This is a genomic window from Psychroserpens jangbogonensis, assembly GCF_000797465.1.
Lineage (GTDB): Bacteria > Bacteroidota > Bacteroidia > Flavobacteriales > Flavobacteriaceae > Psychroserpens > Psychroserpens jangbogonensis.
This window is the reverse complement of record NZ_JSWG01000009.1, coordinates 197976-224644: the sequence shown is the minus strand read 5'-3', so window position 1 is coordinate 224644 and position 26669 is coordinate 197976. Positions and strand designations below refer to the sequence as shown.

Below are 26669 nucleotides of genomic sequence, written 5' to 3'. Positions count from 1 at the left end.
TTGTATTACAAGGGTTAGTAATATTAATACACTTTTTGTTACAAACAAAACCAAATTCAGTATTCGATTTCTTATTTTTGATAAAAATATTTTTATGTCAAAGTTTCACTCACTCAAGATACAAAGCTTAGAACGAATTACAGATAAATCTGTAGCTATTAGTTTTGAAATCCCACAGCATTTAAGAACTGATTTTGCTTTTAAAGCTGGTCAATATATAACTCTAAGAACCACAATAAATGGCAATGAAATTAGGCGAGATTATTCGCTTTGCTCATCTCCAAAGAGTGGCGAGCTAAAAGTTGCGATTAAAGAAGTTACAGACGGTACATTTTCATCTTATGCCAATAAAGAACTTAAAGTAGGCGATGTTTTAGAGGTCGCTACTCCAAATGGTCACTTTGTTTTTGAACCGAATGATTCTAAAACAAAACATATTGCTGCGTTTGCTTCTGGTAGTGGAATTACTCCTGTGTTAAGTATTATAAAATGTGCTTTAGAAGAAGAGGTACAAAGTAATGTTGTTCTGGTTTATGGAAATAAAACAACTAAAGACACTATGTTTTTAGATGAATTATTACAACTACAACATGAATACAGTAATCGATTTTCTATTCAATTTGTATTTAGTCAAGCTCAAGAAAACGATGCTATATTTGGAAGAATTGAGAAAAGCACTGTTAATCTTGTCGTAAAAAACAAATACAAACATCTTGATATTGACGCCTTTTATCTCTGTGGTCAAGAAGGGATGATTAATACAGTAAAAGATGTGTTGGAAGAACACGAGATCAAAACAGATACTATTTTTTATGAACTTTTTAAAGCTTCAAAACCTGCAATTATAGATACTGGAGAAATCGCTAGTGGCAGCACAAAAGTTACTGTGATTCTAGATGATGAAACAACATCATTTGAAATGCCACAAAAACAAACCATCCTTGAAGCGGCTCTAGATAAAGATATAGATGCTCCATATTCTTGTCAAGGCGGAATTTGTAGCAGTTGCATTGCAAGAGTTACGGAAGGCGAGGCTAAAATGAGACAAAATAATATTCTTACAGATGGTGAATTAGCTGAAGGTTTAATTTTAACGTGCCAAGCACAACCCACTACCGAAAAAATCACAGTAGATTACGACGATGTTTAATTTGTTGGAATTGAGTTTTATCTGATAATTTTGCCTTTAAGCTTGATTAATAAGCTTTTCGTCGAATATACGGAAGTTATTCCTACAAACATTTGATGCTGAAATTTAAACAAAATATCTTAGCCAAAGATTTAGGACGCTATTTTCATTTGGGATTATCTAAGAGTTCTTAATCAGAGCCTTACTCTAAAGAGTAAGGCTTTTTTTATTTAAGAATGGTATCTATTTTATTAAGAATTTTTTCTGGAGAAATAGTACTAAAAACAGCATCGTAACCTTCTGGAAATATGTTGCCATATACCGAAGTTGGAATATTAGGAAATTGATTTCTGTCTGCTAATATCGCATTTGATTCATCTTGATGAAATGGGTAAAAGCCTGCATAAGGATGCGTAACTCCCCAAATCGTCAAAACCTTCACGCCTTGCATTGCAGCTAAATGCGCGTTTCCAGAATCCATAGATATCATCAACTCTAAGTTTGAAATGACATCTAATTCATCATTAAGACCTAGTTTTCCTGCTAGGTTGACAACGTTATCATTCTTGTCTGCTATACCTTGAAGTTGATTGGCTTCATTTCCTTTAGCTCCAAATAGCAAAACCTTATTTCCTTTTGAAAGTGCTTCAATAACTATTTGCATTTGAGATAAAGGATAAGCCTTGCCTTTAAATGCCGCAAAAGGTGCAATACCAAAAAGTGGTTTAGAATCATTCCCAATTAACTGAATGGCATTTGCATTTAGTTTTAAGTGTTTGGGTGTTATTCGATTTGATAAATCAATTGGATACCCTAAATGTTCAAAAACATCAGCATAGCGTTGATGTGTCGTTTTTAATTGTTCAAATATTTTACCGGAAGTTAATGCCTTTTTCTCTGCTCTACCCTTATCAATTTGTATGACTTTCTTTCCGAAGAAAAAGAATTTCAATAGGTTACTTCGTAATATATTATGTAAATCTGCAACACTTTCAAAACCAGTTTTCTTAAGTAATCTTGAAAGTTTATACAAGCCAAAGATGCCTTTGTGATCGCCTTTTATGTCTGCTTCGTAAACAGAAACATTAGCTATATCTCTAAACAAAGGTTTAAAAAAAGCTTTAGTTAAAACCGTAAGTTTTAAATCTGGATATTGGTTGGTTAATGCCCTTAACACAGGAACAGTCATGGCAACGTCACCCATTGCAGAGAGACGAATGACAAGGATGTGTTCGGGTTTTGACATCTCAATATTTTAGGTGAGATCCTGAATTAAGTTCAGGTTGACAACTCACTATTTTTGCGAACGTAGTACTGGATTCAACTCGTCGTCGTTATACATTTTCATTTGCTTGTATACTTTCATATACTTATCACCTTTACTAACATCGTCCAAAAGTGTATCTATAGCTGTTGACAAATCAACACGTTGATCTAATAAAATATCCAACTTCAATTGGCAAGCTGCCTTATGAGAATCTGAAGCATTTTCACGAGTTGCTTCTTCATTCATGTGATAAACTTTAAGTGCCAAAATTGATAATCTATCAATTCCCCAAGCAGGACTTTCTGTATTGATCGTTGCATCTGCTTTAGCAGCTACATTTTTATGTTTTTCAAGAAAATAACTATCAATAAATTCAACCATATCTGTTCTGTCTTGATTAGAAGCGTCTATTTGACGTTTCAATTTTAAGGCAGCAACTGGGTCTATTTGAGGGTCGCGAATAATGTCTTCATAATGCCATTGTACAGTATCTATCCAACATTTTCTATATAGTAAATGTTCTAATAGATTAGAGTCTTTATCATATACATTTGTAAATGATTGATCAACAGTATTAATAATATGGTACTTTTCAATTACCTCTTGAAATATCTTATTTGCTTTTTCCGAAAACATAATGTGTCAATTTAGACTACAAATATAGAAGTAATTATTAACTTTATCTCCCATAAAAACCACACTATGCACATTCATAATCTATCCGAGTTAAATTCTATTTTAAATTCTTTTATTGCTGAAATAAGAGATGTAACTATTCAGCAAGACCGAATGCGTTTTAGAAGAAATATAGAACGCATAGGCGAAGTCTTGTGTTATGAAATGAGTAAAACTTTGGATTTCAAGGCCAAAACTATTCAAACTCCTTTAGGAGAGAAGGCAACAAGTATCTATCAAAATGAAATTGTGTTATGTTCAATTTTAAGAGCTGGTGTGCCTTTGCATAATGGTTTATTAAATTATTTTGATGATGCAGAAAACGCCTTTATTTCAGCATACAGGCATCACAAACATAATCCTGAAACATTTGAGATTGTAGTGGAATATCTCGCTTGTCCTGATTTAAACGGGAAGACTTTAATCCTAGCCGATCCAATGTTAGCTACAGGGCAATCTATGGTGGCTACTTTTGAAGCTTTAAAGCCTTTTGGAACTCCTAAAGAAATTCATCTGGTAAGTGTAATTGGAGCACAAGCTGGTGTAGATTTTGTTAACTCACACTTTGGTGATTCATCCCATCTATGGATAGCAACTATTGATGAGCAACTTAATGATAAAGGATATATTGTTCCTGGCCTTGGAGATGCAGGTGATTTAGCTTTTGGTAAAAAACTACAACAATAATGTAATGATTGGAGTTAGTAGTAATATCCAAAGCAAGCTTTCTTTAAACCATTTTTCAGAAATTACTTCTAAATAATTAGTCATTATAATTGCCAAAGGCGCAAAAAGAAAAATAAACTCACTTCCGTTCTTTTCTGGAGATATTATAATAATTACTAATCCGATTATTGCTGCAAAAACAATTAATGAAAATGAAGGTCTTAAACTTTTAGTTTTAGACTTAATATTTTTAATGTAATAAAAAAGAGACCATACTCCAAAAGATAGCAAAATAGTAGATCCAATGATAATGCGCTTAGAATTTAATGAGCTAAAATCGAAACTCACATCAACTAGGTTATTAAAGAAACTATAGATATCAATATTCATTAAAATCATGTAAGATGCGCCTATTATGGCTACGGCTAAAATTCCCATTATTGGTATCAGCCAGTTTTTTAAATCTGTTATGGAATAGACTATTAATGCGGCAATAATCAGAACAAAAAATAAAGCTGACCAAAAGAATAATAGCGAAGCAACTGTTATCCAGAAAGAAGCATCAAAGAGTTTCTTTTTAATTTCTTTTTTTGATCTTAAACTAATTATACGTCTTAGCGCAAAGAGAATAAAAAGGTTAGCAATAAGTGTTTCGGAATTAAGCAGTGTTTGTGGTAATACAGCTATAAATAAAATAAACAATAAGATTTTATAACTGTTTTTCTTAGTGAGGTTGTTTTTATTTACCAGAAAATCAAACACAAAAACGGAAAGCAAACATACTCCAAAAAGAAGGATTTGTTTTGTGATTAAAAATGCATCTAACTCAAGCCCAAGTGTCATATACTTTGTAATAACAAAAATAACAAGAAGCATTACACTTATTACTACGAAGTTTATGGGTTTTGACTGACTAAAAAAACTTGAGATCATTAATTAAGTTAAAAAGTAAAAAGACAACACTAATATTTATAGATTTTTTCAGTTTTAAATTGAAAAAACGTAATTTTGTACTGTAAAGATATAATTTAAACCTACAACAGTATTAATTTTTAGACTAATGAAAGACTTTTTTTACGCTATAGCGGATTTATTTGTAAACGTTTTATTCGCTCCATTTGATGCTCTAAGAGCACTTGAATTAGAAAGCTGGTGGTCAGCAAACTTCCTGTCTTGGATATTTATTGTTATTGGTTTAGTTGCCTTTACTTATTGGATGCTACAATTGAAAAAACACAGTGCAAACGGAGAAGAAGATAAGAGCATTACATCACACTCTTATTTATAAATCGAATCCGATATCCTGACGATAATACATCTTATCAAAATGTAATTTATTTATATTTTGATAGGATTTTTTTATGGCTTCTTCATACGTGTTTCCAAAAGAAGTAATAGCCATAACACGTCCACCTGATGTGACTACCTTTTCATTTTTTATGGTTGCTCCAGCATGAAATACAAGAGAATCAGATATGTTTTCTAAACCAGATATTTCTTTTCCTTTCTCATAAGCTTCTGGATAACCTCCAGAAACTAGCATCACTGTCGTTGCGGCTCTTTCGTCTAATTCTAGATTAATTTCATCAAGACGTTCCTCAGAAATGGCTTTAAAAATCTCTACTAAGTCTGTTTTTAATCTAGGCAAAACCACTTCGGTTTCGGGATCACCCATTCTAACATTGTATTCAATTACTTTTGGATCATCTCCTACTTTTATTAAGCCTATAAATACAAATCCTTTATATGGTAAATTATCCTTTTGAAGTCCTTCAATTGTTGGCTTAACTACACGTTCTTCTATTTTGTCTAAAAATGATTCTGTAGCAAATGGCACTGGAGAAACAGCTCCCATTCCGCCTGTGTTTAAACCAGTATCACCTTCACCTATGCGTTTGTAGTCTTTAGCAGTGGGTAGAATTTTATAGTGTTTCCCATCTGTTAAGACAAAACAGCTAAGCTCTATTCCATCTAGAAATTCTTCGATAACCACTTTAGCACTAGCCATTCCAAACTTAGCATCAACTAGCATGCTTTTAAGTTCAGCTTTTGCCTCGTTTAAATCATTAAGAATTAAAACACCTTTGCCAGCTGCTAGTCCGTCTGCTTTTAAAACATAAGGAGGCTTTAGCGTCTCTAAAAAAGTGTAACCCTCTTCAACATTTGAAGCATTGAAACTTTGGTATGCAGCAGTTGGGATATTATGTCTATATAAAAATTCTTTAGCAAACTCCTTACTTCCCTCTAATTCTGCCGCAGCTTTTTGTGGGCCAATAACAGAAACGTGCTTAAGTAATGTGTCATTTAAAAAGAAATCATGAATGCCTTCTACTAATGGATCTTCAGGTCCAACAACAACCATGTTTATTTTGTTAGCTAAAACTACCGTTTTAATAGCTTCAAAATCTGTAACCTTGATGTCTATATTTTGCGCTATTTCAGTCGTTCCTGAATTACCTGGTGCAACATAAAGTGAGTCGCATAAAGGGCTTTGAGCAATTTTCCAAGCAAAAGTATGTTCTCTTCCGCCAGAGCCAAGAATTAAAATGTTCATGTAATCTGTTGTTTGCACAAAAATAATTGGTTTTAACTTGAAAAAATAATTAATTTACACAAACCTTAATTGTATTCTAAAATCTTGCGTTTATTTGATTTTTCTTTAAAAATGAATGGCTTTCCTCTTGGTAAAGCTAAGTTGGCTTTGTCAAAAATTCAAGATAAAGATGCTGTTGGTTTTGAGAACTATGTAAAGGAGCAAAGAGATGCTATTGTATTGTATCATTTACAAAATACCTCCTTTTATAAATCAATGGGAGAATCGATAGAACTGGACGATTGGAATTCGGTTCCAATCATGACTAAATCCGATTTGCAGCAATCACTAGATCAACGATTATCTAAAGGGTACACAAAATCTAATGTTTATATAAACAAAACTTCTGGCTCGTCTGGTGATCCTTTTATTTTTGCTAAAGACAAATTCTGTCATGCATTAACATGGGCGGTTATTCAAGATAGGTTTAGTTGGTTTGACCTAGACTTTAATAGTTCAAAACAAGCCCGTTTTTATGGTATTCCATTAGACAAAAAGGGATATTATAAAGAACGATTTAAAGATGTTTTGAGTAATCGCTTACGTTTTTCGGTATTTGACTTGAGTGATATTGCATTTGAGAACCTTCTAAAAAAATTTAAAACCATTCCTTTTAAATATATAAACGGTTATACTAGCGCTATTGTTCAATTTGCAAAGTTTTTAAAGCGAAAAGAGATCGTTTTAAAAGAAATATGTCCCAGTTTAAGTGCGTGTATTGTAACTTCGGAAATGTTATTTGAAAACGACAAAAAACTACTAGAAAAATATTTGGGAGTGGCTATAGTTAACGAATACGGAGCATCTGAACTTGATTTAATTGCGTTTCAAAACAAAGAAGATGAATGGCAAGTGAATAGTGAAACCTTGTTAGTTGAGATTTTAGACGAAAACAATAAACCTTTACCTAATGGTGAAGAAGGTCGAGTTGTAATTACGTCTTTGTATAACAAAGCACATCCGTTTATTCGTTATGATATTGGTGACGTTGGCATACTGTCAAAAGCAAGTACATTTAAGAAACCAATTCTTGAAAAACTAATTGGTCGTACTAATGATATTGCTATTTTACCAAGCGGAAAAAAAGCTGCTGGATTAACATTTTACTATATAACCAAAACCCTTATTGAAGATGATGGCAATGTAAAAGAGTTTGTTATTGAACAATTAGAAAAAGATACGTTCAATATTATATATTCCAGTGATGATGAATTATCAAAGGAAAAAATGGACATTATAAAAAATGAAATGGAGCGTTATTTAGAACCTGGAATAAAAATCTTTTTTAAACGAGAAATAAAACTAAAGCGATCTAAAAGTGGGAAGTTAAAACAATTCACATCGCAAATAAAACAAGACTTTTAATGAAGAATTTGCTTATTATTACAAGCTATTTTCCACCTGAAACTGGTGCTGCTTCTAACAGAATTTTTCATTTAGCCGAAGGCCTAAAAGGACACGACTTCAATGTTTCGGTATTGACTCCTTTACCAAACTATCCAACAGGAGAAATCTTTAAAGATTATAAAGGTAAGTTTAAACACACCTCAACAGAGAATGGAATTTTAATCCATAGACTTTGGATTTATGCTAGTAATTCAAAAAACAAATTATTACGATTAATCGCTATGCTGTCGTACAGTTTTAGTTTGCTGTGGTTTTTTATGTGGAACAAAATTCCTAAAACCGTGATTGTACAATCTCCACCTCTATTGGTTGCCTTTACTTGCATGCTGTTCCTTAAATCTAAGAAACGTCGGCTCATTTTAAATGTAAGTGACCTCTGGCCTATTGCAGGTTTTGAATTAGGCGCTTTAAAAAAGAATTTTAGTTATAAAATGCTTGAACGTATTGAGCATTTTAATTACAGAAGAGCCGATTTGGTTTTAGGGCAAAGTATAGAGATATTAACGCATGTTAAATCTATTTGTTCTGAAAAGGAAACCTTTTTATATCGTAACTATCCAGATTTTAAAAGTCCTGAATTGAATTACAATCCAACAGATGGAAGATTAAAAATCGTTTATGCAGGATTACTTGGAATAGCTCAGGGCATCTACAAATTGTGTCAAGAATTAGAATACAGTAATATTGAACTTCATATTTACGGCTCTGGAGCTGAACAATTAAAAATTGAAACTTATATTTCGAATCATCCTGAATTACCAGTTGTATACCATGGTCAGGTTTCAAGAATGGAATTACATGAAGTTCTTTTACAATATGACATTACAATTATACCTCTGTTAAAGAGGATTTACGGGTCAGTGCCTTCTAAAATTTTTGAATACGCTAAGTTAGGTTTACCGATGTTATATTTTGGTGGAGGCGAAGGTGAATCTATAATAAAAACGCATGAATTGGGTTGGGTTGCAGAGGCAGGAAACTATGCGGATTTAAATTCTATTATTGCATCTATTGACGGTCAAATACTGTCTCAAGAATTACGTCACAAGATTATGATAAATGGTAAGAAAAAATTTGATTTTAGTTCTCAACTAACGAGATTAAAAGAAAAAATTTAGTAAGCCTTATCTTCTCCTTTAATTGCATTTACAAAGGTTTTGATAATAATTTTAAGATCTAATATCAAGGACCAGTTTTCTATGTAAAAAATATCATATTTAACACGGCCAATAATATCTTTATCAGACTCTACCTCTCCTCTAAATCCACTTATTTGTGCAAGCCCAGTAATGCCTGGCTTCACAAAATGACGCACCATAAACTTATCTATTTTTTTGGCGTACATATTAGTATGACTTACCATATGAGGCCGTGGTCCAACCACAGACATGTCTCCAAAAAGCACATTAAAAAACTGTGGTAATTCGTCAATACTCGTCTTTCTAATAATCCTACCTATTTTAGTAATCCTGTTATCTCCTCTAGTTGCCTGATACAAATGAGCATCTTTATTAGGCGTCATAGACCTAAACTTATAGCAATCAAATTCTTTGTAGTTAAATCCATTTCTAGATTGTTTAAAGAATACAGGTCCTTTAGATTCAAGCTTTATTAAGATAGCTATTAAAGGAGTTAACCACGAAAGTAAAAATATAATAACTAGACTTGAAAAAATAATATCAAAGGTTCTTTTTATAACCATGTTAAAAGACTCTTCCAGAGGAATATCTCTTAATGTTAAAATTGGTATATAATCGTAATACTCATATTTTAATTTTTTTGAGTATATCTCTTTACTATCTGGTAAAAACTTTAAAATTTTCAAGTTGTTATCTGCAAAATCTGCAATCTCATTTATTTGATTATTTGTAAGTTCAGATATTGAACAGTAAATCTCATCTACAGCTTCCTCTTTTATAAATTGAAAACAACTATCAAGGTTTATTGCTTTTTTGTCTTTAAAGTTGAATGTTTTTTTGTGAATATATCCGTATTCAGGGTTTTTATTAAAAAAATTCTCTAATGCTAAAGTTTTCTTGTTGACACCAAAAATGACGGTTTTTCTATAATTACCACCAAAAGAAACTCTATACTTTTGAAGCAAATAATACAATGCAAATTTAAAAAATATGATTCCTAAAAAACTAACCAAAACATAATTAAAGACGGTAATTGGGTATATGTCTAAGTCATGATAAAATCCTGCAAAAGCGAAAACAACTAAAGTAAATAGCACCATCTGCCTAAGTGCTAAAGAGAAAATAGTAACCTCTCTGGTATATCTATATACTCCATAAAAGCCAGAGTATATTGAGAGTATAATCCAAGAAACCGAAACAAAAAGGATAAACATTTTAGGGTCTATATCCTTAAAAAAATAAAGGATGGCTAACCCATTAATAATACTTAAATCAATTAAGTATGAAATTGGACGTAAATAACCCGAATATCTTCCTTGTTTAAATAAGCTCAACTTATGTTTTTATATGTTTAGAAAAATCTCTGTGTTCGCTTTTATATAACTCATCACGTGATAATCCTTTAAAGTAGTCGTATGTTTTTTTCATGCCTTCAGCTCTCTGAACTTTAGGCTCCCATTGCAATAGTTTTCTAGCTAAAGTAATGTCTGGTTTTCTTTGCATTGGATCATTAACCGGTAAATCTTTATAGATTACCTTTTGATCTGTATTAGTTAACTTAATAATTTCTTCAGCAAAATCTGATATTGAAATTTCGTTTGGATTACCAATATTAACAGGATACACGTAATCACTAAAGAGTAATTTAAAAATTCCTTCAACTTGATCATCTACATAACAAAATGAACGTGTCTGTGAACCATCTCCAAAAACGGTAAGATCCTCTCCTCTTAAAGCTTGTCCCATAAATGCAGGAATAACTCTTCCATCATTTAGACGCATTCTAGGACCATAAGTATTGAAAATACGAACGATTCTTGTTTCAACACCATGAAATCTATGATAAGCCATAGTAATGGATTCTTGAAAACGTTTTGCTTCATCATAAACACCTCTTGGGCCAATGGTATTAACATTGCCGTAGTAATCTTCGGTTTGAGGATGCACTAGTGGGTCTCCATAAACTTCAGAAGTCGATGCAATTAGCAACCTTGCGTTCTTTGCTTTTGCCAAACCTAGAAGGTTATGCGTTCCTAATGAACCCACCTTAAGTGTTTGTATTGGTATTTTTAAATAATCTATTGGGCTTGCTGGAGATGCAAAATGAAGTATATAATGCAACTCTCCTTCAATAGTGATATGTTTTGTAACATCATGCTCAATAAACTCAAAATCAGGATGGTCTTTAAGTTGTTTAATGTTTTTAGGATCACCTGTTATAAAGTTATCCATTCCAATAACACTAAAACCCTCTGCTAAAAACCTATCACATAAATGTGAACCTAAAAAACCTGCAGCTCCTGTTATAAGTACCTTTTTTTTCATTTTTATATGCTTTTTCTTCCTATTGACACATAATTAAAACCTTCGTTTTTAATATCATTTATATCATAAAGATTTCGGCCATCAAAAATTATAGATTCAACCATATTCTCCTTCAACTTTGAAAAATCTGGTGTTCTAAATATACTCCATTCTGTACAAATAATCAAAGCGTCTACTCCCATAATCGCATCATACATGTTATCTGAATAATTCAATTTATCTCCATATTTCCTTTTAACATTTGGCATAGCTTCAGGGTCAAAAACATTGATTTTAGCTCCTCTCTTCATTAACTCATCAATCATATACAATGCAGGAGCCTCTCTAATATCATCTGTTTCAGGTTTAAAGGCTAGTCCCCAAATTGCAAAGGTTTTTCCTTCTAAATCATCGTTGTAATGAGATACTATTTTCGGAATTAGAATTGTTTTTTGCTTACTATTGACTTTAATAACTGAACTTAAAATTTCGAAATCATGATTGCTTTCTTTTCCTGATTTATATAATGCTTTTACATCTTTAGGAAAGCAAGAACCTCCATATCCTATACCAGGAAATAAAAAGCGCTTACCTATTCTAGAATCAGTACCCATTCCGATTCTTACCATATCTACATTAGCACCAACTTTTTCACAAAAATTAGCTATCTCATTCATAAAGGTAATCTTGGCAGCTAAAAAAGAATTTGCAGCATATTTTGTAAGCTCTGCAGAACGTTCATCCATAATTAAAATTGGATTTCCAGATCGCACAAAAGGTTTATATAGTTTGTTCATTAATTTTGTTGCTCTCTCTGAATTTGAGCCAATAACAATTCGTTCGGGTTTTAAAAAATCATCTACTGCAAAACCTTCACGTAAAAACTCTGGATTCGAAACAACATCAAATTCAACATCAGTTTCATTAGAAATTGCAGCCCTTACTTTATCTGAAGTCCCAACTGGAACTGTACTTTTATCGACTATTACTTTGTAGTCTTTTATATACTTCCCGATTTCTTTTGCTACACCTAAAACATAAGATAAATCAGCAGAACCATCATCATCTTCTGGTGTAGGTAAAGCTAAAAATATAATATCTCCATGATCTAAACCCTCCGTTAACGAAGTAGAAAATTTAAGCCTATTCGCTTTTATGTTTCTTTCAAATAATACATCCAAGTGCGGTTCATAGATAGGAACTTTCCCGTCTTGCATTTGTTTAACCTTGTTAGTGTCTATGTCTATACATAAGACTTCATTGCCTGTTTCGGCCAAACAAGTACCTGTTACTAATCCAACATATCCTGTTCCTATTACTGATATTTTCATGCTTTACTAATTAAATTTCCACTTCTTAATAGTTTGATCTAAACTACTTGAATATATATTATTGTTTTCGTCTTTCTTAATACTAATAACAGCTCTTTTATGAAAGTTGAATTCTTGATTAATTGTAAAATTATTAATGTCTAAAACATATATTTTACCGTTCCAGCTTCCGCAAATTAGCTTGTCATTAAAATTTAAAAAGGTGCTTATAAAATTATTGTCAATTTTAATTTTGGCCTTCTCATTCGTTGCAAGGTTTATTTTAAAAATGTCTCCTTTAATTGTTGTGTAAAGTAGTATCTCATTGACTAAAGTAAACTCGGTTATAACATTATTACCATTATGAATTAATGTTTTTTTATAGTTTAAAAAATCGTATTTATATATATTTCCATTGTCCGTTGCAAAATAAAGCATATTGTCTTTATAAAGTAATTTTCTAGATAAAGAATTTAAATTTATTTCTATGGTTTTATAGTATTCAGGCCTGTCTTTATAGTCTATGAATATGATTTTATTTGTAGTGAGACTTAAAACGAATAGTTTTGCTTCTTCGAGAAGTAAGAAATCAAGTATTTTCCCTTTTTTGTAGAAAAATTCAGCTTCAAATTCTCCTAGTTTTTTATTATAAACTCTTACACTTGATACAGTGTCTACTAATTCATTGGCAACGGTAATAATAGTATTGGAGTTTTCTTTCGCTTTTATTTTTAGCCCATAACCTCCAATAAAATAATTCTTTGACGATTTAGTTTTAATATCAAAGAGAAACGCATTTCTTTTTTTTATGTAAAAAATAGAGTCCTTAAAAACCTCAAAATCTCGTATTACGAAATCTGATTCAATAACAGTTTCGGCCTCTTGTGCTCTATATTGTTGGATAAAGAGAACCTGAACTATGACAAATATAAATATTGATCTAACTTTCTGCATTTTCTAAAGCAACTAAATAGTAGTTATAAAAGAGAGTTGTATATACAATTCCATGATGTCTGTCTAGTATGTTTTCAATATAAAAGACCATTAAGATTATTACAAAAAAACCAAAACCTTCTCTAATGTCAAGTCTTTTTGTTCGAGGGTTAACTTTTCTAAAAACATTAATAACGAATAAAAACAAAACTAGAAAACCAAAAACTCCAAACCTCATTAAAATAGATAAAAATTGATTATGACTATTTAAGTCTGAGTCTAAATAATAATATTTTCCGTTTATAAAATGATTGTAATTTAATAGGTCTTTTTCAGAGAGCGTGAGGTTTCCAAAAATAGGATTGTTTTCAAAAACTTGAAAAGACACTTCCCAGATTTGAAGTCTAAAATCTAAAGCCCTTTCATAATTTACATTGACTTTATTAATGAAAGCAGATATTACGAAAAGGATTAAAACTAAGAAAAAGATATAATAGCCGGTGTTTTTTTTAGATAATTCAGGTAGTGAGTGAATTAAAAATAAAAATAAAAAAACAAACATGGACACTTTACTATCGAGCAAATACATTAAACCAAGTGAAAGGGCTGCTAAAAACACATACAGTGCTTTTAAGGCTATATTGGCGTTTGATTTTCTTATAAATATTTGTACCACACTATAATTCACAAATGTAAGTACAAACATCGATAAATAGGTGTGGTGCAAATCAAGAAGGTTTTCAAAAGCGTACTTATCAAAGGTCAAATTATATAATACCGCCGAAAAAAATACGTAAAGAATAGATATGGCAACTCCCAAAAAAAGTGCATAAATAAGAATTTTATTTTCTCTCTTATTTCTTAAAAGTATAGGTGTTAGAAAGAATAATGCAAAGTGCATGTATTGCTTTTCAAAATGGAAAAAATTATAATAGATGTCTGACTGCAAAATTGAATTTATCTCAATGAATGTAAAGAAACAAAGGCCAATTATTGATGAGTGTTTTAAGGCTTTAGTTGCAAAAAGTTTATCTCTTTTTAACGCAACCTGAATGAGTTTTAAAGCAATTGATAAAACAAATGTAAATGTGCTCAGATTTATAGACAGTGGCAAAAGAAGTATTGAAAGTGTAAACACAAAAAAAGACATGTCCTTTTTATGTATCGTTTCTTTTAATATTACGCTAGATTCTTTCAGCATCTGCTAATTAGATTTAGAAAAGAATTTCTGTTTATATACTTCTATTAAGAAAAGCGGTGTTGAATATAGATATCTTTTAGTTAGGCGCCATGCAGTAAAGCTCCTATAAAGCCATTCTAGTTTTAAACCAATTATCCACTTTGGTGCTCTTTTTTTGGTTTCAGCTATAAAGTCAAATACAGCTCCAATAGAGCATATTACATTAGCATTAATTTTATCTTTATTATCTAGAACCCATTTTTCTTGCTTTGGTGCTGTCATCCCAACGAAAACTACATGAGGTTGAAAAGTATTGATTTTAGAAATCATTTCTTTATTTTCTTCGCCTGAAAAAGAAGCTTTAAAAGGAGGTGAAAAAAAGCCGAATGTAATATTTGGGTGTGTTTTAGTTAGTTTGGCTTTCATCAAATCAAGGGTCTCTTGGCTTGAACCTATATAAAAACACTTTAAGTGTTCCTCTTCTGATATATTTAGCAAGTGATCGTGAATATCTGCACCTGCTATTTTTTTGATTTTTTCGTTCTGATTTTTTTTGGCCATCAAAACAATACCTTCGCCATCGGGAAGTAAAATATCACTTTTTATTAATGCTTGCTCAAATTTCGAATCGTTCTTTGCAACTATATAAGAGTGTGCATTAATCGTATTAATAATAACTCGTTTTTTGTCATCAATATTAATGTCTACAAGGTTAGACGCATAAATATTATAGTTTTTTATTTTTATTGATTTCAATCTTGATTCTTAAATTATGATAATAGGGAGCAACTCCTTGTGGCAAATATAATTAGTTAATAACTTATGCCATTACTTAAAAATAGATAATTTCAATTAATTTTTAGACCATTTGTCTATTACTTTCGACTTGTCTTGTAGATAAAAATTTTGGAAAAAGTCAGAGTTAACTATTTGACTAATCGCTTTCTGGTCTAGTTTTATGTTATTTTTAATGTTATTATACGTACTTGCGTAGAACTTATTGTCACTAACATTTGACTTTTGAAGTTGCATAGGAGCGTCAAGACTTAGAAGATCTTTAATAGCCACTGGAAAAACCGAGTCTAGGTCTTCCATTTTTAATAACAAAAGGTGATTGTGATTGTTTTGTGAAATGACATATTTGTTATCGTAATCAAACTTTTGGGCAAATACATCTATTCCAAAATTACCTTTGATCTCAAGATCAAACCAATCTTTAAGTTCTTTACAAATATCCGTTTCAAATTTTTCCTGGAGTATTTTTTGAGCAATGTTTATATCGATTTCTAACTTTTTGTTTTCCAATATATCTTTATATTGATCTGTATTTTGAAAAAAAGAAGATATTGCCCTGGAAATTGGTTCTCTTATGATGCTTATGATGAATAGTTTTCCGGTATAAGTTTTGAATTTTTTTCTTAAAATTTTCGAAATAATTAAATGTAATGGTTTTGATTTTCGATTAGAATGAATATGATCTCTAATTGACTTCTCTATTCCTTCTTTTGAAAAATTATGAATGTGAAAAACTTGATTCGGAGCTTCGTTTTTTAACGTATAGTAAACACTTGTAGAACCAACTTTTCCTGGTGTTAAAATAATAATTGGTGGTTTGTTAAAACGTATAGTTTTGAATTTAATTAGATATACTAATTCAACTAGTGAACTTAAGTATTTAGCAATAAATCTACGAAATCGAATTTTTAAATTCATTCACTTATTATTATTTACCGAGAGATTTTTTAAAGATATTATCTAATCTCTTTCCATACATTTCTACTGTAAATTCTTTTTTATATTTTTCATTTCCAGCATTACCCATTTCAATTTGCAATGAAGGGCTTTTTATTAATATTTCCAATTTATCAGCTAAACCTTTTGCATCTTTTTGTTTTACTATAAATCCAGTTTTATTATCGTCAATTATATCTCTAACTCCACCTTCTGGACAAGAAATCACTGGTAAACTATATTGCATGGCTTCTAAAAGGACTAAAGGGAAGCACTCGTTAGGGTAGTGTGTTGGAAAAGCAAAAATATGAGCGTTTTGAAATGCGTCATGCTTTTCCATATCATATTTCTTTCCAGCGTAATGTACTTTGTTTTCTAGTTTAAGCTTTTCAATTTCTGATTGAAGTTCTTCAGCTTTTATATCGCCAATATTACCAACATAAGTACAGCGAAAATCCAATCCTCTTTCGTCTAAATGTTTACATGCATTAAGTAAAGTATAAACACCTTTAGATTCTATTAAGTTAGATAAGAATAAAATTTCTGTTGGGCTGTTTTCTAATTTTAATTCTCTTTTCTTTATCTCATGGGTAACCTTAGGAATTCCGTTATGGCAATATTGGACTTCATCAAGACTCACATACTTCTGAATGTCTTCATAAATCCATTTCGAACCTAAAACAATATCTACATTTTTTAATACTCTCTTATATAAAAAGTTATCTAAAAATTTATGCTGATGATTTTTTATGCCTTTGTTATGAAAGTGATACACTAATTTTGCTCCTTTAAGTTTTAACATAAAAACGATTAAAGCGTCTTTATAGAAGCCCATTCCATTAGAGGTTAAACTTATGTACACTAAATCTGGTTTATAAGAATTGTAAGTTGAAAAACAGCTCTTGAAAAGGTTAATGAAATTTGACAGTTTACTAAATGTTATTCTCTTTCTTTCTTTAAACGTCTTGGTCGTTCCTAAATTAATATATTTAGTTTCGTAATTTGAGTTAATTATTTTACTATCAACTATAAATTGGCCTAACATTGCTGCGCCATGAATAGGTGGAGGAAGGTGAAGTATAAATAGTATTTTCTGTTGTTTCATATAAAGTTTAAATTTAAAAAATTACTCATTGAGTAACTTCTTTTTTTAAAATAATTGTGCTAAAATCTCTATTTTCTATTTAGGACAAATTTAATTATTTCCAGACCTAATTTGCAACCAATAGCGATGGTACTTGTAAACAAATTCATTCCCGAGTTTCTTCTGGCAATATAAGACTCTTTAAGAACGTCTTTAAGTGGGATTTGTCCGCTTACACCGCCAAGCCTAAAGTTTACGGTTGGCTTGTTGATATAGGTAAATTGATCTTTGTTTTTTAGATATGAAGTTAGCGTAAATTGATAATCTGAATATACCTTTAAGCTCGTGTTATAATTGTATTCTTTATATACTTTTGGTGACACAAACATAGATGGGTGATTATATGTCATTGCAAAGTATTTGAATTTAATTACAGAAGGGTTAAATGCAAATACCTTTTTTTCTCCATCAGGATAGACATCATACCTGTCTGAGTGAAAAATTCTTTTATCTGGGTTTTTAAGATATTTATTAACTGTTGTTTCTACTGCATCCACCTCATACCAGTCATCACTATTAATCATGCCTATAAGCTCTCCTTTTGCCTTACTGATGCCTTTATTCATGGCGTCATAAAGACCTTTGTCAGGTTCGCTAATCCAATGGTCAACATTTGCTTCATTCGCTTTAATTAAGTCCACAGTTCCATCTGTAGAACCACCATCAATAATTATATATTCAATATTCGGATATGTTTGATTTGCAACACTATCAATAGTTTGTTGAAGATATTTTATCCCGTTAAAAACTACCGTTACAATGCTTATTAGGGGCTGTTCTGTCATTTAATTTTTAATTTACTTTCAATCTCTTCATTGGTCATCATTCTATTCTTCTTGCTTAAAACAGTTCCTATTGACATCCACAATAAAATAAATGTAGGAGTGAAAGCTGGTCTAAAAGAAATTAAACTTAACAAGGTAAGTGACAAGATGAAAAGTCCAAGTCGCTTAACAAAGTTGTTATTTGATTTAAAAACGGCTAAATAAACAGAAGATAACATTAAACCAAAGTTTAACAATAATAATAAAAATCCACCTTTTAAAATCATTTGGAGGTATCCTACTTCTACTGTAATTCGAGTTGGGTTATCTAGTGCAAACCAATATTCTCCAATATGCTCAAAATACCTCAATACCTTGCTAAAAAACGGGCTGTAATAGGTTCCTAATGAACCCTTTCCGAAAATTTTTTCAACAGTATTCAAATCAGTTAGTAATTCTGTAAACAAAAATGTTCTTGAATCTTTAAACTCTATTATTTTATTAATAAGCAATGAAATATTTTCGTACCCATAAGTGAAGACCAAAACCATCAGTATAGTAAATCCAATTATAATATACTTGAATACTGTTTTTTTTATTTTAACATGCTTAAGTTTCGTTATTAACAAGAAGAAAAAAACAAGTGTTAAAAAAATAAACTCGATTCTTTGCTCGGTAAATACCGCAACAACAATGTAAAGTATAAAACTAAAATATATAGTTATTCGTCTTGTTATATTAAATCTATAGACACCTATTAGGAGCAAAAAGTTGATTGGTCTTAATAACCATGTCCACTCTGTTTTTAGCTTTCCTGCCATGGCGTTATATTGAAATAAAAACAAAATTGAAAACAACATTAATCCAAACATAAACTGTACAGATTTAAAGACTGGGTTCCAATTTTCAAGTTTAATCCCTAAAATTAATACTACTGGAACAAGCCAAGCTAAGCCCATATAAACATTTCCGAAGTTTGTAACCCAATCTTGAAGGTTAAGGGTGAACCCTCTTAATATGGTTATTAAGCTCCAAAAAAATAAAAGATAAAAAAGTGTCCTTGAAGATCTAGAAAGCTCGTTTAATAAACCTCTATTTCTGTAACCAACATAAAGAATAGTAACTACAGAAAACAACAGAAAACTTGTTATCGCCAATTTCTCTAAGTTAAGACCGTTTGGTCTAAACAGAAAAAGAAAGAAAACGTATAACGCATTACTGCATATTGCGTATTTAAGTAGCTTTTGTTCTGTGATAAACATGTTATTCTTTTATGAAAGGTATTTCTTTTTAATCCAACTAAATTTCTTACTGAATACTAAAGTCAATTTAAATTTTCTAGTTAGAAAGTTGTTGAAATAATCAAAACAGTCCTTTATTATTAAATGATTGTTTTTTGAATCTAACCGTTTAATTTCTTTTGTTATATTTTCTTTACTATATCCTTGAGTCCTTAAGTGTTTATCGTTTATTTCATTTAACAACCACAAGGCATATTTCTTTCTAATACTAGAATTAAACACTTTTTCCCAAGTAGTTAAACTCTTATTAGATATCGATGAATATTTTTTAACACCTGTGGGATCTCCTAAGGAACCTTTAGTATCTTGAGTATGAAAATCATTTAAAATTGAATGATTTAAATCAAGATCTAGATAGTCTGTTATGTGTTTTAATTCGGTTTCAAAATTGACAACAAGCTTTTCGTAATTAACAGCGATACTTTTATCTTTGTGCTTATTATATCCTTCACTCAACAATTGAGTACCAAGTACAATATCATCATACGATGATCTAATTTTATTAAATCTATTATTTCCCCAAGTTTTCACAACTGATGCATAGGCCTGTATTGGGTTTCTAAATAAAAAAATAAATTTTGCTTCAGGGAATAAGTTGACTATCTCATCAATAATCAAATAATAACGAGGTGTTTTATCTAAAAAATAGCGTTCATTATTTTGACACTGTTTTGAATATAAATCTAATATAAATGTTTTAAGCGATTCGTTGTAATCTATTTCTTTATTAGGTAGATTATTTATAAAATCCTTTACCGCCCAATAGGTTGTTAAACTTGAATATTCTGAAAGGGTTCCTTTTTCTTTTAGTAAATACATTTGTGGCAAAAGCACCCAAGGTTCTGCAACACTACAAACATCTTCATGAGACATCAATACTCTTTGTAAAAGTGTTGAGCCAGATCGTGGAAGTGAAAATATAAATATAGGTGCTTGCATTTTATTCTACTTTACTAAAAACGGAATATAAAAGGTCCAAAAACCAAGTCGCTTTTTTATAATAATCACTAAGGTAACATTCCAAAACACCATAGCAATTGAACTTGATAAAGCTGCTCCATTTATACCGTATTTAGGTATAAGTAAGAAGTTTAATATCAGATTGATAATAAAGGCAACAATAATAACGTATTGATATGTTTTTTGATTGTCTGTCATTTGCATTAAATGACCAACAGAGCCAGAAATTGAATTTATAAAACGTCCTGCGCATAGCAATATTAACACAATATAACCAGAAACAAATTCAGGCCCAAAAATGCCTAAAATAGTTTTTGGTAATAGTATGAAAATTAATAAAATTGGCGCCGAAGTTATAAACATTATTTTAGTTGACTTTTGAACGACTTCTTTAAGTCCTTTAAAATCTTTTTTAGAGAAAAACTCAGCAAATTTCGGACTGGATATTGAGTTTACTGAAGCTAATGCAATAAGCGTAATAGACGCCAGCTTAAGTGCTGAGCTATAGATCCCAATATCTTTGGGAGCTTTATAATATGATAGCATTAAAATATCTGTCCATCCCATTAATAGTGCAAATGAACTTGACAACATCATAGGAAATGAAAGGTAGATTATTTCTTTAAAACTATAAGTCTTACTTGAAAGTTCGCTATTGCCGTCTTTGATAGATTTCGAAAAGAAAAACAATGCTATTGAAGCAATAACAAGCGTACAAAGAATTGCATATATATATATTTCAAAAATCTTAGCATCAATTTTTAAAAAATAGAAAACACACAATAATATCAAAAACATAAAGCTCAATAATGCTGATTTGAAGAGCATAAACTGAATAATACGCTTATACGATTGAAAAACAACACTTATTAAAATCAGAAATGCCATTGGCAAAACTGCAATTCGAACTAAAAGCAGATAAGGTTCGAATCCTTTTTGCCTTAGTACACTATTTGTGATAAAACCGGAATAATAATTTATTCCTAAAATAACAACTACAGAAAGTATGATTGTAATAGATGAGGCCTTTAAAAGAACCTTATATATGCTTGCTTTATTGTTGTTTTGCTTAAGTTCGGTAAGCAAACGAATTATCGAATTGTCAAATCCAAAAACTGGAATAACTACAGCAATACTTAGAACAGTAAATCCTAGCGTATATATTCCCCATGCCTCAGCACCAAAGAATCTGGTAATAAACAGCATCGAGAGATAAGTGAACAGCATTCCTGCTATCTTTACAAAAAATGCAGAAGAGCTACCTTTAATTAGCTCTTTTAAATTTTTATCATTCGTGTGAAATATTTTCATCTTACCTCTGCTCCTATTTCAATATCTTTTTAATTCTGTAAAACGAAGTTATTATTCAATGATGTTAAGTTCTATTTTATCCCTTGAATCTTATCAATATATAGCTTCCTTAAAATTAAGATTGGATTATGCTTCCCATCTACTCGTTTCGTTTTAAAAACTTTTGAAGTTTCGTCATAATCCACAAATTTATTAGTCTTGAAAAAGTCTAAAACAGCTTCAGAAGGAATATTGTAGTTTAAATCTCCAAATGAAAGGTTGATACTTTTAATTTTAACCTCTTTAATCGATTTTGTTCCAAACGAAATCCCTAAGAAGTTGTCTGGTGTAATGTTTTCAGGCATTTCAAAACGGATTTTTTTAGACGTTTCATTCGCGTTTATTTTTTGAGTAATTAACAAGTCCATAAACTGGCCATTATTCAAAAACGTATTTATAGACATTAACCTCATATCTTCTGGAACTGAAGTTTCTAGATCTATTTCTAGTATTAACACCTTGGGCTTTGTTACTTGCTCTTTGTTCTCAGTAGTATTAGTCTCTTTTTTAGTCTTATTAGGTTCGCTTTGACATGATAATAATACCATTGTAAATAGCAGTACAAATACTTTTTTCATTTTTTTAAGGCTTTAAAAATTAAACGATCATACCAGCCGCAACAGTTTCATTTGTAGCATCATCTACAAGAATAATACTTCCAGTAGTTCTGTTTTCTCTGTAAGAATCAATCATCAAAGGTTTGGTTGTTCTTATTTTAACTTTAGATATATCATTCATGCCTAATTCTTTGTCATGACTGTTTCTCTCTAAGGTGTTAATGTCGAATTTATAGACCACCTCTTTAATCATTGCCTTTTGCTCGTTTGAAGTATGCCTAATACTATATTTAGCTCTAGGCTTTGCATTATCCTTGTGAAGCCAGCATAGCATAACTTCAATATCTTGTGACGCCTCTGGTTTGTTGTTAGACCTTACTATCATATCGCCTCTGCTAATATCAATATCATCTTCGAGAGTTACCGAAACAGACATTGGAGCATAAGCTTCCTCTAATGGTTTATCTAAGGTGTCTATACTTTTTATAGTAGATGTAAATCCAGATGGCATGACTGTAACGTCATCTCCAACTCTAAGAATACCACTAGCAACTCTTCCTGCATATCCTCGATAATCTCTATGAGTTTCATTTTGTGGTCTTAAAACGGTTTGCACAGGAAAACGAGTGTCTACTTTATTAATATCACTACTAATATGCATGGTCTCTAAGGTGTGTAATAAAGGAGCGCCTTGATACCAATCCATGTTTTTAGATCGATTTACTACATTGTCACCTAATAAAGCGCTAATTGGAATAAAACGCACATCTCTAACAAGCATCTTAGAAGAGAACTCCTCAAATTCATTAATTACTTTATTATAAGCTTCTTCTGAAAAATCCACCAAATCCATTTTGTTCACACAAACAATAACGTGAGGAATCTGCAGTAAAGAAGCAATAAATGAATGTCGTCTTGTTTGTTCAATTACACCGTGACGTGCATCAACCAAAATAATTGCCGCATTAGCTGTTGATGCTCCAGTAACCATATTTCGTGTATATTGAATATGACCTGGTGTATCAGCAATTATAAATTTACGCTTTGGTGTTGTGAAATACCTATAAGCAACATCTATTGTTATCCCTTGTTCTCTTTCATCTTTTAAACCATCAGTAAAAAGCGCTAAATCGACTCCATCGTGTCCTTTCTTTTTACTTGTGTTTTCAATTGCTTGCAATTGATCTTCAAAAATTGATTTTGAATCATAAAGTAAACGGCCTATTAATGTGCTTTTTCCATCATCTACACTTCCTGCTGTAGTGAAGCGTAATAGTTGATTGTTATAAATTTGCATTTTTTATAAATTTTAAATCTTTTATAGTCAAGAATTTTGAGGCTTTTTTAGTCTCTTTATCTAAAAAAAACACATCAAATTTTGAAATCACTGATGTATCAATTAAGACTCGAGCAAATATAAACTTATCTTTGTTAATATCTATAACCTTTAAGGGAAAGCCATTCACGTTTTTATTATCTTCAGTTATCTCTCCTTTATAATATCTTACAAATCCAGTATACTTATCCAACTCATTTTCTTTGAAAAGATTGCCTTCTAATTTCATTAAAAAAACAAATCTATTATCACCTTCTTCAAAATATCCTAATTCGTTTAATTTAATTTCTTTATTAAATTCAAATGAGCTGTCAATTATTTTATTTACATGTTCCAAATTGGACAGTAAATGGTAGGTGATATTATTATTTAAACTACTATTTGAACTAGCCATTGTAGATGTTAAGTCATAGTTGCTTTTTAAATACTCAGCTAGGTGTTGTGATGTTTTAGATCCACCAGTATAATTTAAATGAACAATGTCTTTAAAATCTTTAGGCTCTAAAATATTGTCAAACTCCTTATAAAGGTTAAGATAGTTTGTGTTAATATCCTGAAACACTTGTTCTAAATCTTCATAAAAGGAGAGATTCGTATTGTAATCTCTAATTGTTGGTGTTGAAATAAATAAAATATCAACGTCGTGTTTGTCGGCTATGTTTTTGATATTCTTTAGTATCTCGATTTCTTTTTCACCAACCTTAGGGTTTTCTGTTTTTAATAATTTATTAGTAGCTTGATCAAGGTCTTCAGCTTCTTTAAGGTCACTATTGCTTAAATACTGTAGCGTACCTATATATCCATTGTTGGACAGGAAAATATTATTCTTATCTTCTAGGTAGCTCTTCTTATAATTGCAATTAAAAACATCCATCCATTTCCCATGGTTCCTAATTATTGGACTGGTTGCATAAAAAAAACGCTCACCTTTGTATATGCTTTTGAGGTGTGTTATTTTATTAAATGAAAGGCCATAATTGTCATATGTCGGAAACTGAAGCGATTTTCTGTTGGTAAAAATGCTATCAGATTCTTTTATAAAAAACATCGATTCTGCAACATCAACAATGATTAATTTAGGTTTGCTTTTCTTTAAGGCTTCTTCAATAACAAAACTTGTAACATCAAGTGTTTGATCTTGTCCAGCTAAATTAAAAGTGTTAACATTAAGATTGTTTTGAAAAATTGCTGGGTTATATGCACAATAACTTTTAGAGCTTCCGAAAAAAATTAAATCAAATTCTAAAACCTTATTCAGTTCATTAAATTTATAGTTCGCATAATTAAATCTATTTTCTTTAATAAAGTATTTCTCACCTAACTTGATAAAGAGAAGCGTAACCAAAGAGAGTAATATTGATTTTATGATTAGCTTTTTCATTATTTAATTAGATCAACAACTTGGTAACGTTTTCTCCATATATCACTAGGACTAATATACATGCAACTTACAATCAATAAAGTAAATCGCTAACACTTCAATATAATTCTAAATTTTCTTACACGTTTAAAAACATCATAAGTTTAAATTTTTTATTGAAAATAATTTGGATACTTTTTTGTCTTTTTTCCTAATAAAAAAAATATCAAACTTTAATATGTCAGGATTTGGTATAATAATTCTATTTATGAAATATTTCTTATTCAAAACGTTGACGCTCCTTAATTGAAAACTTTCAACGGTTTTATTTTTATCATCTAAACTTGTATTGTAATATCTTACATATCCAACATAATCATTGTAATGTTCAACTCCTTCTTGTCCTTCTAAAACAAATACATATTGATCTTTTAATTCATTAAAGTATTTTATTTTACTAATTCTAAGTTCATCATTAAAATCAAAAGAAGTATCTAATATAGATTTAGCTGAATCTAGGTTATTATATAGATGGCAAGTTATATTTTCACAATCTTTACTTTTACTGAAGTTAAATTTATACTTTTCTTTAATATACTTAGAAAGGTATTCTGACACCTTTATACTTCCGTTGTATGTCAAATGATTTTGATCATAGAAATCAAATGGTTTTAATTTTATTTCAGCAACATGTTTGTTAAGGTTAAGGTAGTTAATCCCTAAAGAATCCATTTTAGTTTCAAATTTTTCATAATATTCTAAATTATGATTATAATCTCTAATTGATGGTGAGGTAGTAACAAGTAATTTACTATTACTCTCATTAATTATTTTTTTGATAGAGGTGATAAATTCAATTTCTTCAGCATTCACTTTTCCATTAAATTTTGAATTTACCAATACTTCATTATATGGTTTTTTCAAAATTTGTCCCTTTTCCAAAATATTATTGTTGGGTAAAATATTACTGGTTGTAAAGCCGTTATTACTGAATGTAACATCTCTTTTATTATATATAAATGGCAGTTTCTTTTTGTCCCCAAACAGAACAGAATCCCATTTTGAATGATTTCTATATGTTGGGCTTAAAGACGATAAAAGTTTCCCATCTAAATTTGATTTTATTTTATTTATAGAAAGCCTGTAATTATCATAAACTATATTTTGAAAAAACACACTTTTCACAAATTTTAAGGTGTCTTTTGTTTGAGGTAATACAACTAAGCCTCTTGAGAAATTTAAAACTATTAATTTGTAATCTGTTTTGTCAATATTTTCTTCAATTAAAAACTTCGAGGTATTTAATAATTGGCTACTAGAAGATAAATTGAAACTTTGTCCTCCTAAATAGAAATCAAATACCGCTGGGTTAAACGTGCAAAAACTTCTAGAACTACCTACAAATAGGATGGATTCTTCAACATTTGTTTCAATTGATTTATTAAATTCTTTAACTACACCGTTAAATCTATCTGGATTAATGAAATGTCTATCTATAACACTTAGTGAAAGCAGAATAAGTATAAAAAATAAAATCACCTTTAAAACAAACCTCTTCATCCC

Annotated in this window: 25 protein-coding genes; 5 read left to right on the top strand and 20 right to left on the bottom strand. The window is 30.4% G+C overall.

The window, feature by feature from the left end; all coding sequences use genetic code 11:
- Window positions 1-94 precede the first annotated feature (94 nt).
- Entirely contained in the window at window positions 95-1150 is a 1056-nt protein-coding gene (locus RH81_RS08095) for a ferredoxin--NADP reductase (protein ID WP_033959600.1), read from the top strand.
- 205 nt (window positions 1151-1355) lie between these two features.
- Here RH81_RS08095 and RH81_RS08090 read toward each other — a convergent pair whose 3' ends face one another.
- A complete protein-coding gene (locus tag RH81_RS08090) occupies window positions 1356-2375 on the bottom strand; it encodes a glycosyltransferase family 9 protein (RefSeq protein ID WP_052172471.1) in 1020 nt (339 codons plus the stop codon).
- A gap of 48 nt (window positions 2376-2423) precedes the next feature.
- A complete protein-coding gene (locus RH81_RS08085) occupies window positions 2424-3032 on the bottom strand; it encodes a DUF4254 domain-containing protein (RefSeq protein ID WP_033959595.1) in 609 nt (202 codons plus the stop codon).
- A gap of 66 nt (window positions 3033-3098) precedes the next feature.
- Here RH81_RS08085 and upp point away from each other — a divergent pair, with 66 nt between their 5' ends.
- Entirely contained in the window at window positions 3099-3758 is a 660-nt protein-coding gene (gene upp, locus RH81_RS08080; RefSeq protein WP_033959592.1) for a uracil phosphoribosyltransferase, read from the top strand.
- Here the strand turns inward: upp and RH81_RS08075 are convergent.
- Window positions 3747-4670 carry a DUF6427 family protein gene (locus RH81_RS08075; RefSeq protein WP_033959590.1) on the bottom strand — a complete coding sequence of 308 codons (924 nt, stop codon included), beginning with the start codon at window positions 4668-4670 and terminating at the stop codon, window positions 3747-3749. The genes upp and RH81_RS08075 overlap by 12 nt on opposite strands.
- 127 nt (window positions 4671-4797) lie before the next feature.
- Here RH81_RS08075 and RH81_RS08070 point away from each other — a divergent pair, with 127 nt between their 5' ends.
- Entirely contained in the window at window positions 4798-5025 is a 228-nt protein-coding gene (locus RH81_RS08070; protein WP_033959587.1) for a DUF6341 family protein, read from the top strand.
- Here RH81_RS08070 and purD read toward each other — a convergent pair.
- Window positions 5020-6291, bottom strand: a complete 1272-nt coding sequence (gene purD, locus RH81_RS08065; RefSeq protein WP_033959585.1) for a phosphoribosylamine--glycine ligase — start codon at window positions 6289-6291, stop codon at window positions 5020-5022. The genes RH81_RS08070 and purD overlap by 6 nt on opposite strands.
- Window positions 6292-6375: 84 nt before the next feature.
- Here purD and RH81_RS08060 point away from each other — a divergent pair, with 84 nt between their 5' ends.
- Both RH81_RS08060 and RH81_RS08055 read left to right on the top strand, forming a co-directional pair.
- Entirely contained in the window at window positions 6376-7695 is a 1320-nt protein-coding gene (locus RH81_RS08060; protein ID WP_033959584.1) for a phenylacetate--CoA ligase family protein, read from the top strand.
- Window positions 7695-8855 carry a glycosyltransferase family 4 protein gene (locus RH81_RS08055; protein ID WP_033959582.1) on the top strand — a complete coding sequence of 387 codons (1161 nt, stop codon included), beginning with the start codon at window positions 7695-7697 and terminating at the stop codon, window positions 8853-8855. Before RH81_RS08060 ends, RH81_RS08055 begins: the two co-directional genes overlap by 1 nt.
- Here RH81_RS08055 and RH81_RS08050 read toward each other — a convergent pair.
- From RH81_RS08050 to RH81_RS07975, 16 genes are all read right to left on the bottom strand, one after another.
- The gene (locus tag RH81_RS08050; RefSeq protein WP_033959571.1) at window positions 8852-10210 is read right to left on the bottom strand and encodes an undecaprenyl-phosphate glucose phosphotransferase; all 1359 of its coding nucleotides are present in this window, start codon (window positions 10208-10210) and stop codon (window positions 8852-8854) included. The two genes, RH81_RS08055 and RH81_RS08050, sit on opposite strands and share 4 nt — an antisense overlap.
- A gap of 1 nt (window position 10211) precedes the next feature.
- Window positions 10212-11201 carry a UDP-glucuronic acid decarboxylase family protein gene (locus tag RH81_RS08045; RefSeq protein WP_033959562.1) on the bottom strand — a complete coding sequence of 330 codons (990 nt, stop codon included), beginning with the start codon at window positions 11199-11201 and terminating at the stop codon, window positions 10212-10214.
- 2 nt (window positions 11202-11203) lie between these two features.
- Window positions 11204-12511, bottom strand: coding sequence for a UDP-glucose dehydrogenase family protein (locus RH81_RS08040; RefSeq protein ID WP_033959561.1), 1308 nt, complete (start codon window positions 12509-12511; stop codon window positions 11204-11206).
- A gap of 6 nt (window positions 12512-12517) precedes the next feature.
- The gene (locus tag RH81_RS08035) at window positions 12518-13444 is read right to left on the bottom strand and encodes a hypothetical protein (RefSeq protein WP_033959560.1); all 927 of its coding nucleotides are present in this window, start codon (window positions 13442-13444) and stop codon (window positions 12518-12520) included.
- The gene (locus RH81_RS08030) at window positions 13431-14624 is read right to left on the bottom strand and encodes an O-antigen ligase family protein (protein WP_033959551.1); all 1194 of its coding nucleotides are present in this window, start codon (window positions 14622-14624) and stop codon (window positions 13431-13433) included. Before RH81_RS08030 ends, RH81_RS08035 begins: the two co-directional genes overlap by 14 nt.
- Window positions 14625-14627: 3 nt before the next feature.
- Window positions 14628-15359 (bottom strand): WecB/TagA/CpsF family glycosyltransferase, encoded by a 732-nt coding sequence (locus RH81_RS08025; RefSeq protein ID WP_241478968.1) that lies wholly within the window; start codon window positions 15357-15359, stop codon window positions 14628-14630.
- A 96-nt stretch (window positions 15360-15455) separates the two neighbouring features.
- The gene (locus RH81_RS08020) at window positions 15456-16316 is read right to left on the bottom strand and encodes a putative capsular polysaccharide synthesis family protein (RefSeq protein ID WP_033959550.1); all 861 of its coding nucleotides are present in this window, start codon (window positions 16314-16316) and stop codon (window positions 15456-15458) included.
- Between the two features lie 10 nt (window positions 16317-16326).
- Window positions 16327-17439 carry a glycosyltransferase gene (locus tag RH81_RS08015; protein ID WP_033959549.1) on the bottom strand — a complete coding sequence of 371 codons (1113 nt, stop codon included), beginning with the start codon at window positions 17437-17439 and terminating at the stop codon, window positions 16327-16329.
- 68 nt (window positions 17440-17507) lie between these two features.
- Window positions 17508-18263, bottom strand: a complete 756-nt coding sequence (locus RH81_RS08010; protein WP_052172470.1) for a glycosyltransferase family 2 protein — start codon at window positions 18261-18263, stop codon at window positions 17508-17510.
- Entirely contained in the window at window positions 18260-19504 is a 1245-nt protein-coding gene (locus RH81_RS08005; RefSeq protein ID WP_033959548.1) for a hypothetical protein, read from the bottom strand. Before RH81_RS08005 ends, RH81_RS08010 begins: the two co-directional genes overlap by 4 nt.
- Window positions 19505-19513: 9 nt before the next feature.
- Complete coding sequence (locus RH81_RS08000) at window positions 19514-20482, bottom strand: sulfotransferase family protein (protein ID WP_033959544.1); 969 nt, start codon at window positions 20480-20482, stop codon at window positions 19514-19516.
- Window positions 20483-20488: 6 nt separating this feature from the next.
- A complete protein-coding gene (locus tag RH81_RS07995) occupies window positions 20489-21814 on the bottom strand; it encodes a flippase (RefSeq protein ID WP_033959542.1) in 1326 nt (441 codons plus the stop codon).
- A gap of 71 nt (window positions 21815-21885) precedes the next feature.
- Window positions 21886-22431 (bottom strand): hypothetical protein, encoded by a 546-nt coding sequence (locus tag RH81_RS07990; protein ID WP_152604806.1) that lies wholly within the window; start codon window positions 22429-22431, stop codon window positions 21886-21888.
- Between the two features lie 19 nt (window positions 22432-22450).
- Window positions 22451-23707: a sulfate adenylyltransferase subunit CysN gene (gene cysN / locus RH81_RS07985; RefSeq protein ID WP_033959540.1), complete on the bottom strand. Its 1257-nt coding sequence runs from the start codon at window positions 23705-23707 to the stop codon at window positions 22451-22453.
- The gene (locus tag RH81_RS07980) at window positions 23694-25127 is read right to left on the bottom strand and encodes an SGNH/GDSL hydrolase family protein (protein ID WP_033959539.1); all 1434 of its coding nucleotides are present in this window, start codon (window positions 25125-25127) and stop codon (window positions 23694-23696) included. Before RH81_RS07980 ends, cysN begins: the two co-directional genes overlap by 14 nt.
- Window positions 25128-25262: 135 nt before the next feature.
- Entirely contained in the window at window positions 25263-26666 is a 1404-nt protein-coding gene (locus RH81_RS07975) for a hypothetical protein (RefSeq protein ID WP_033959537.1), read from the bottom strand.
- Window positions 26667-26669: the final 3 nt, after the last annotated feature.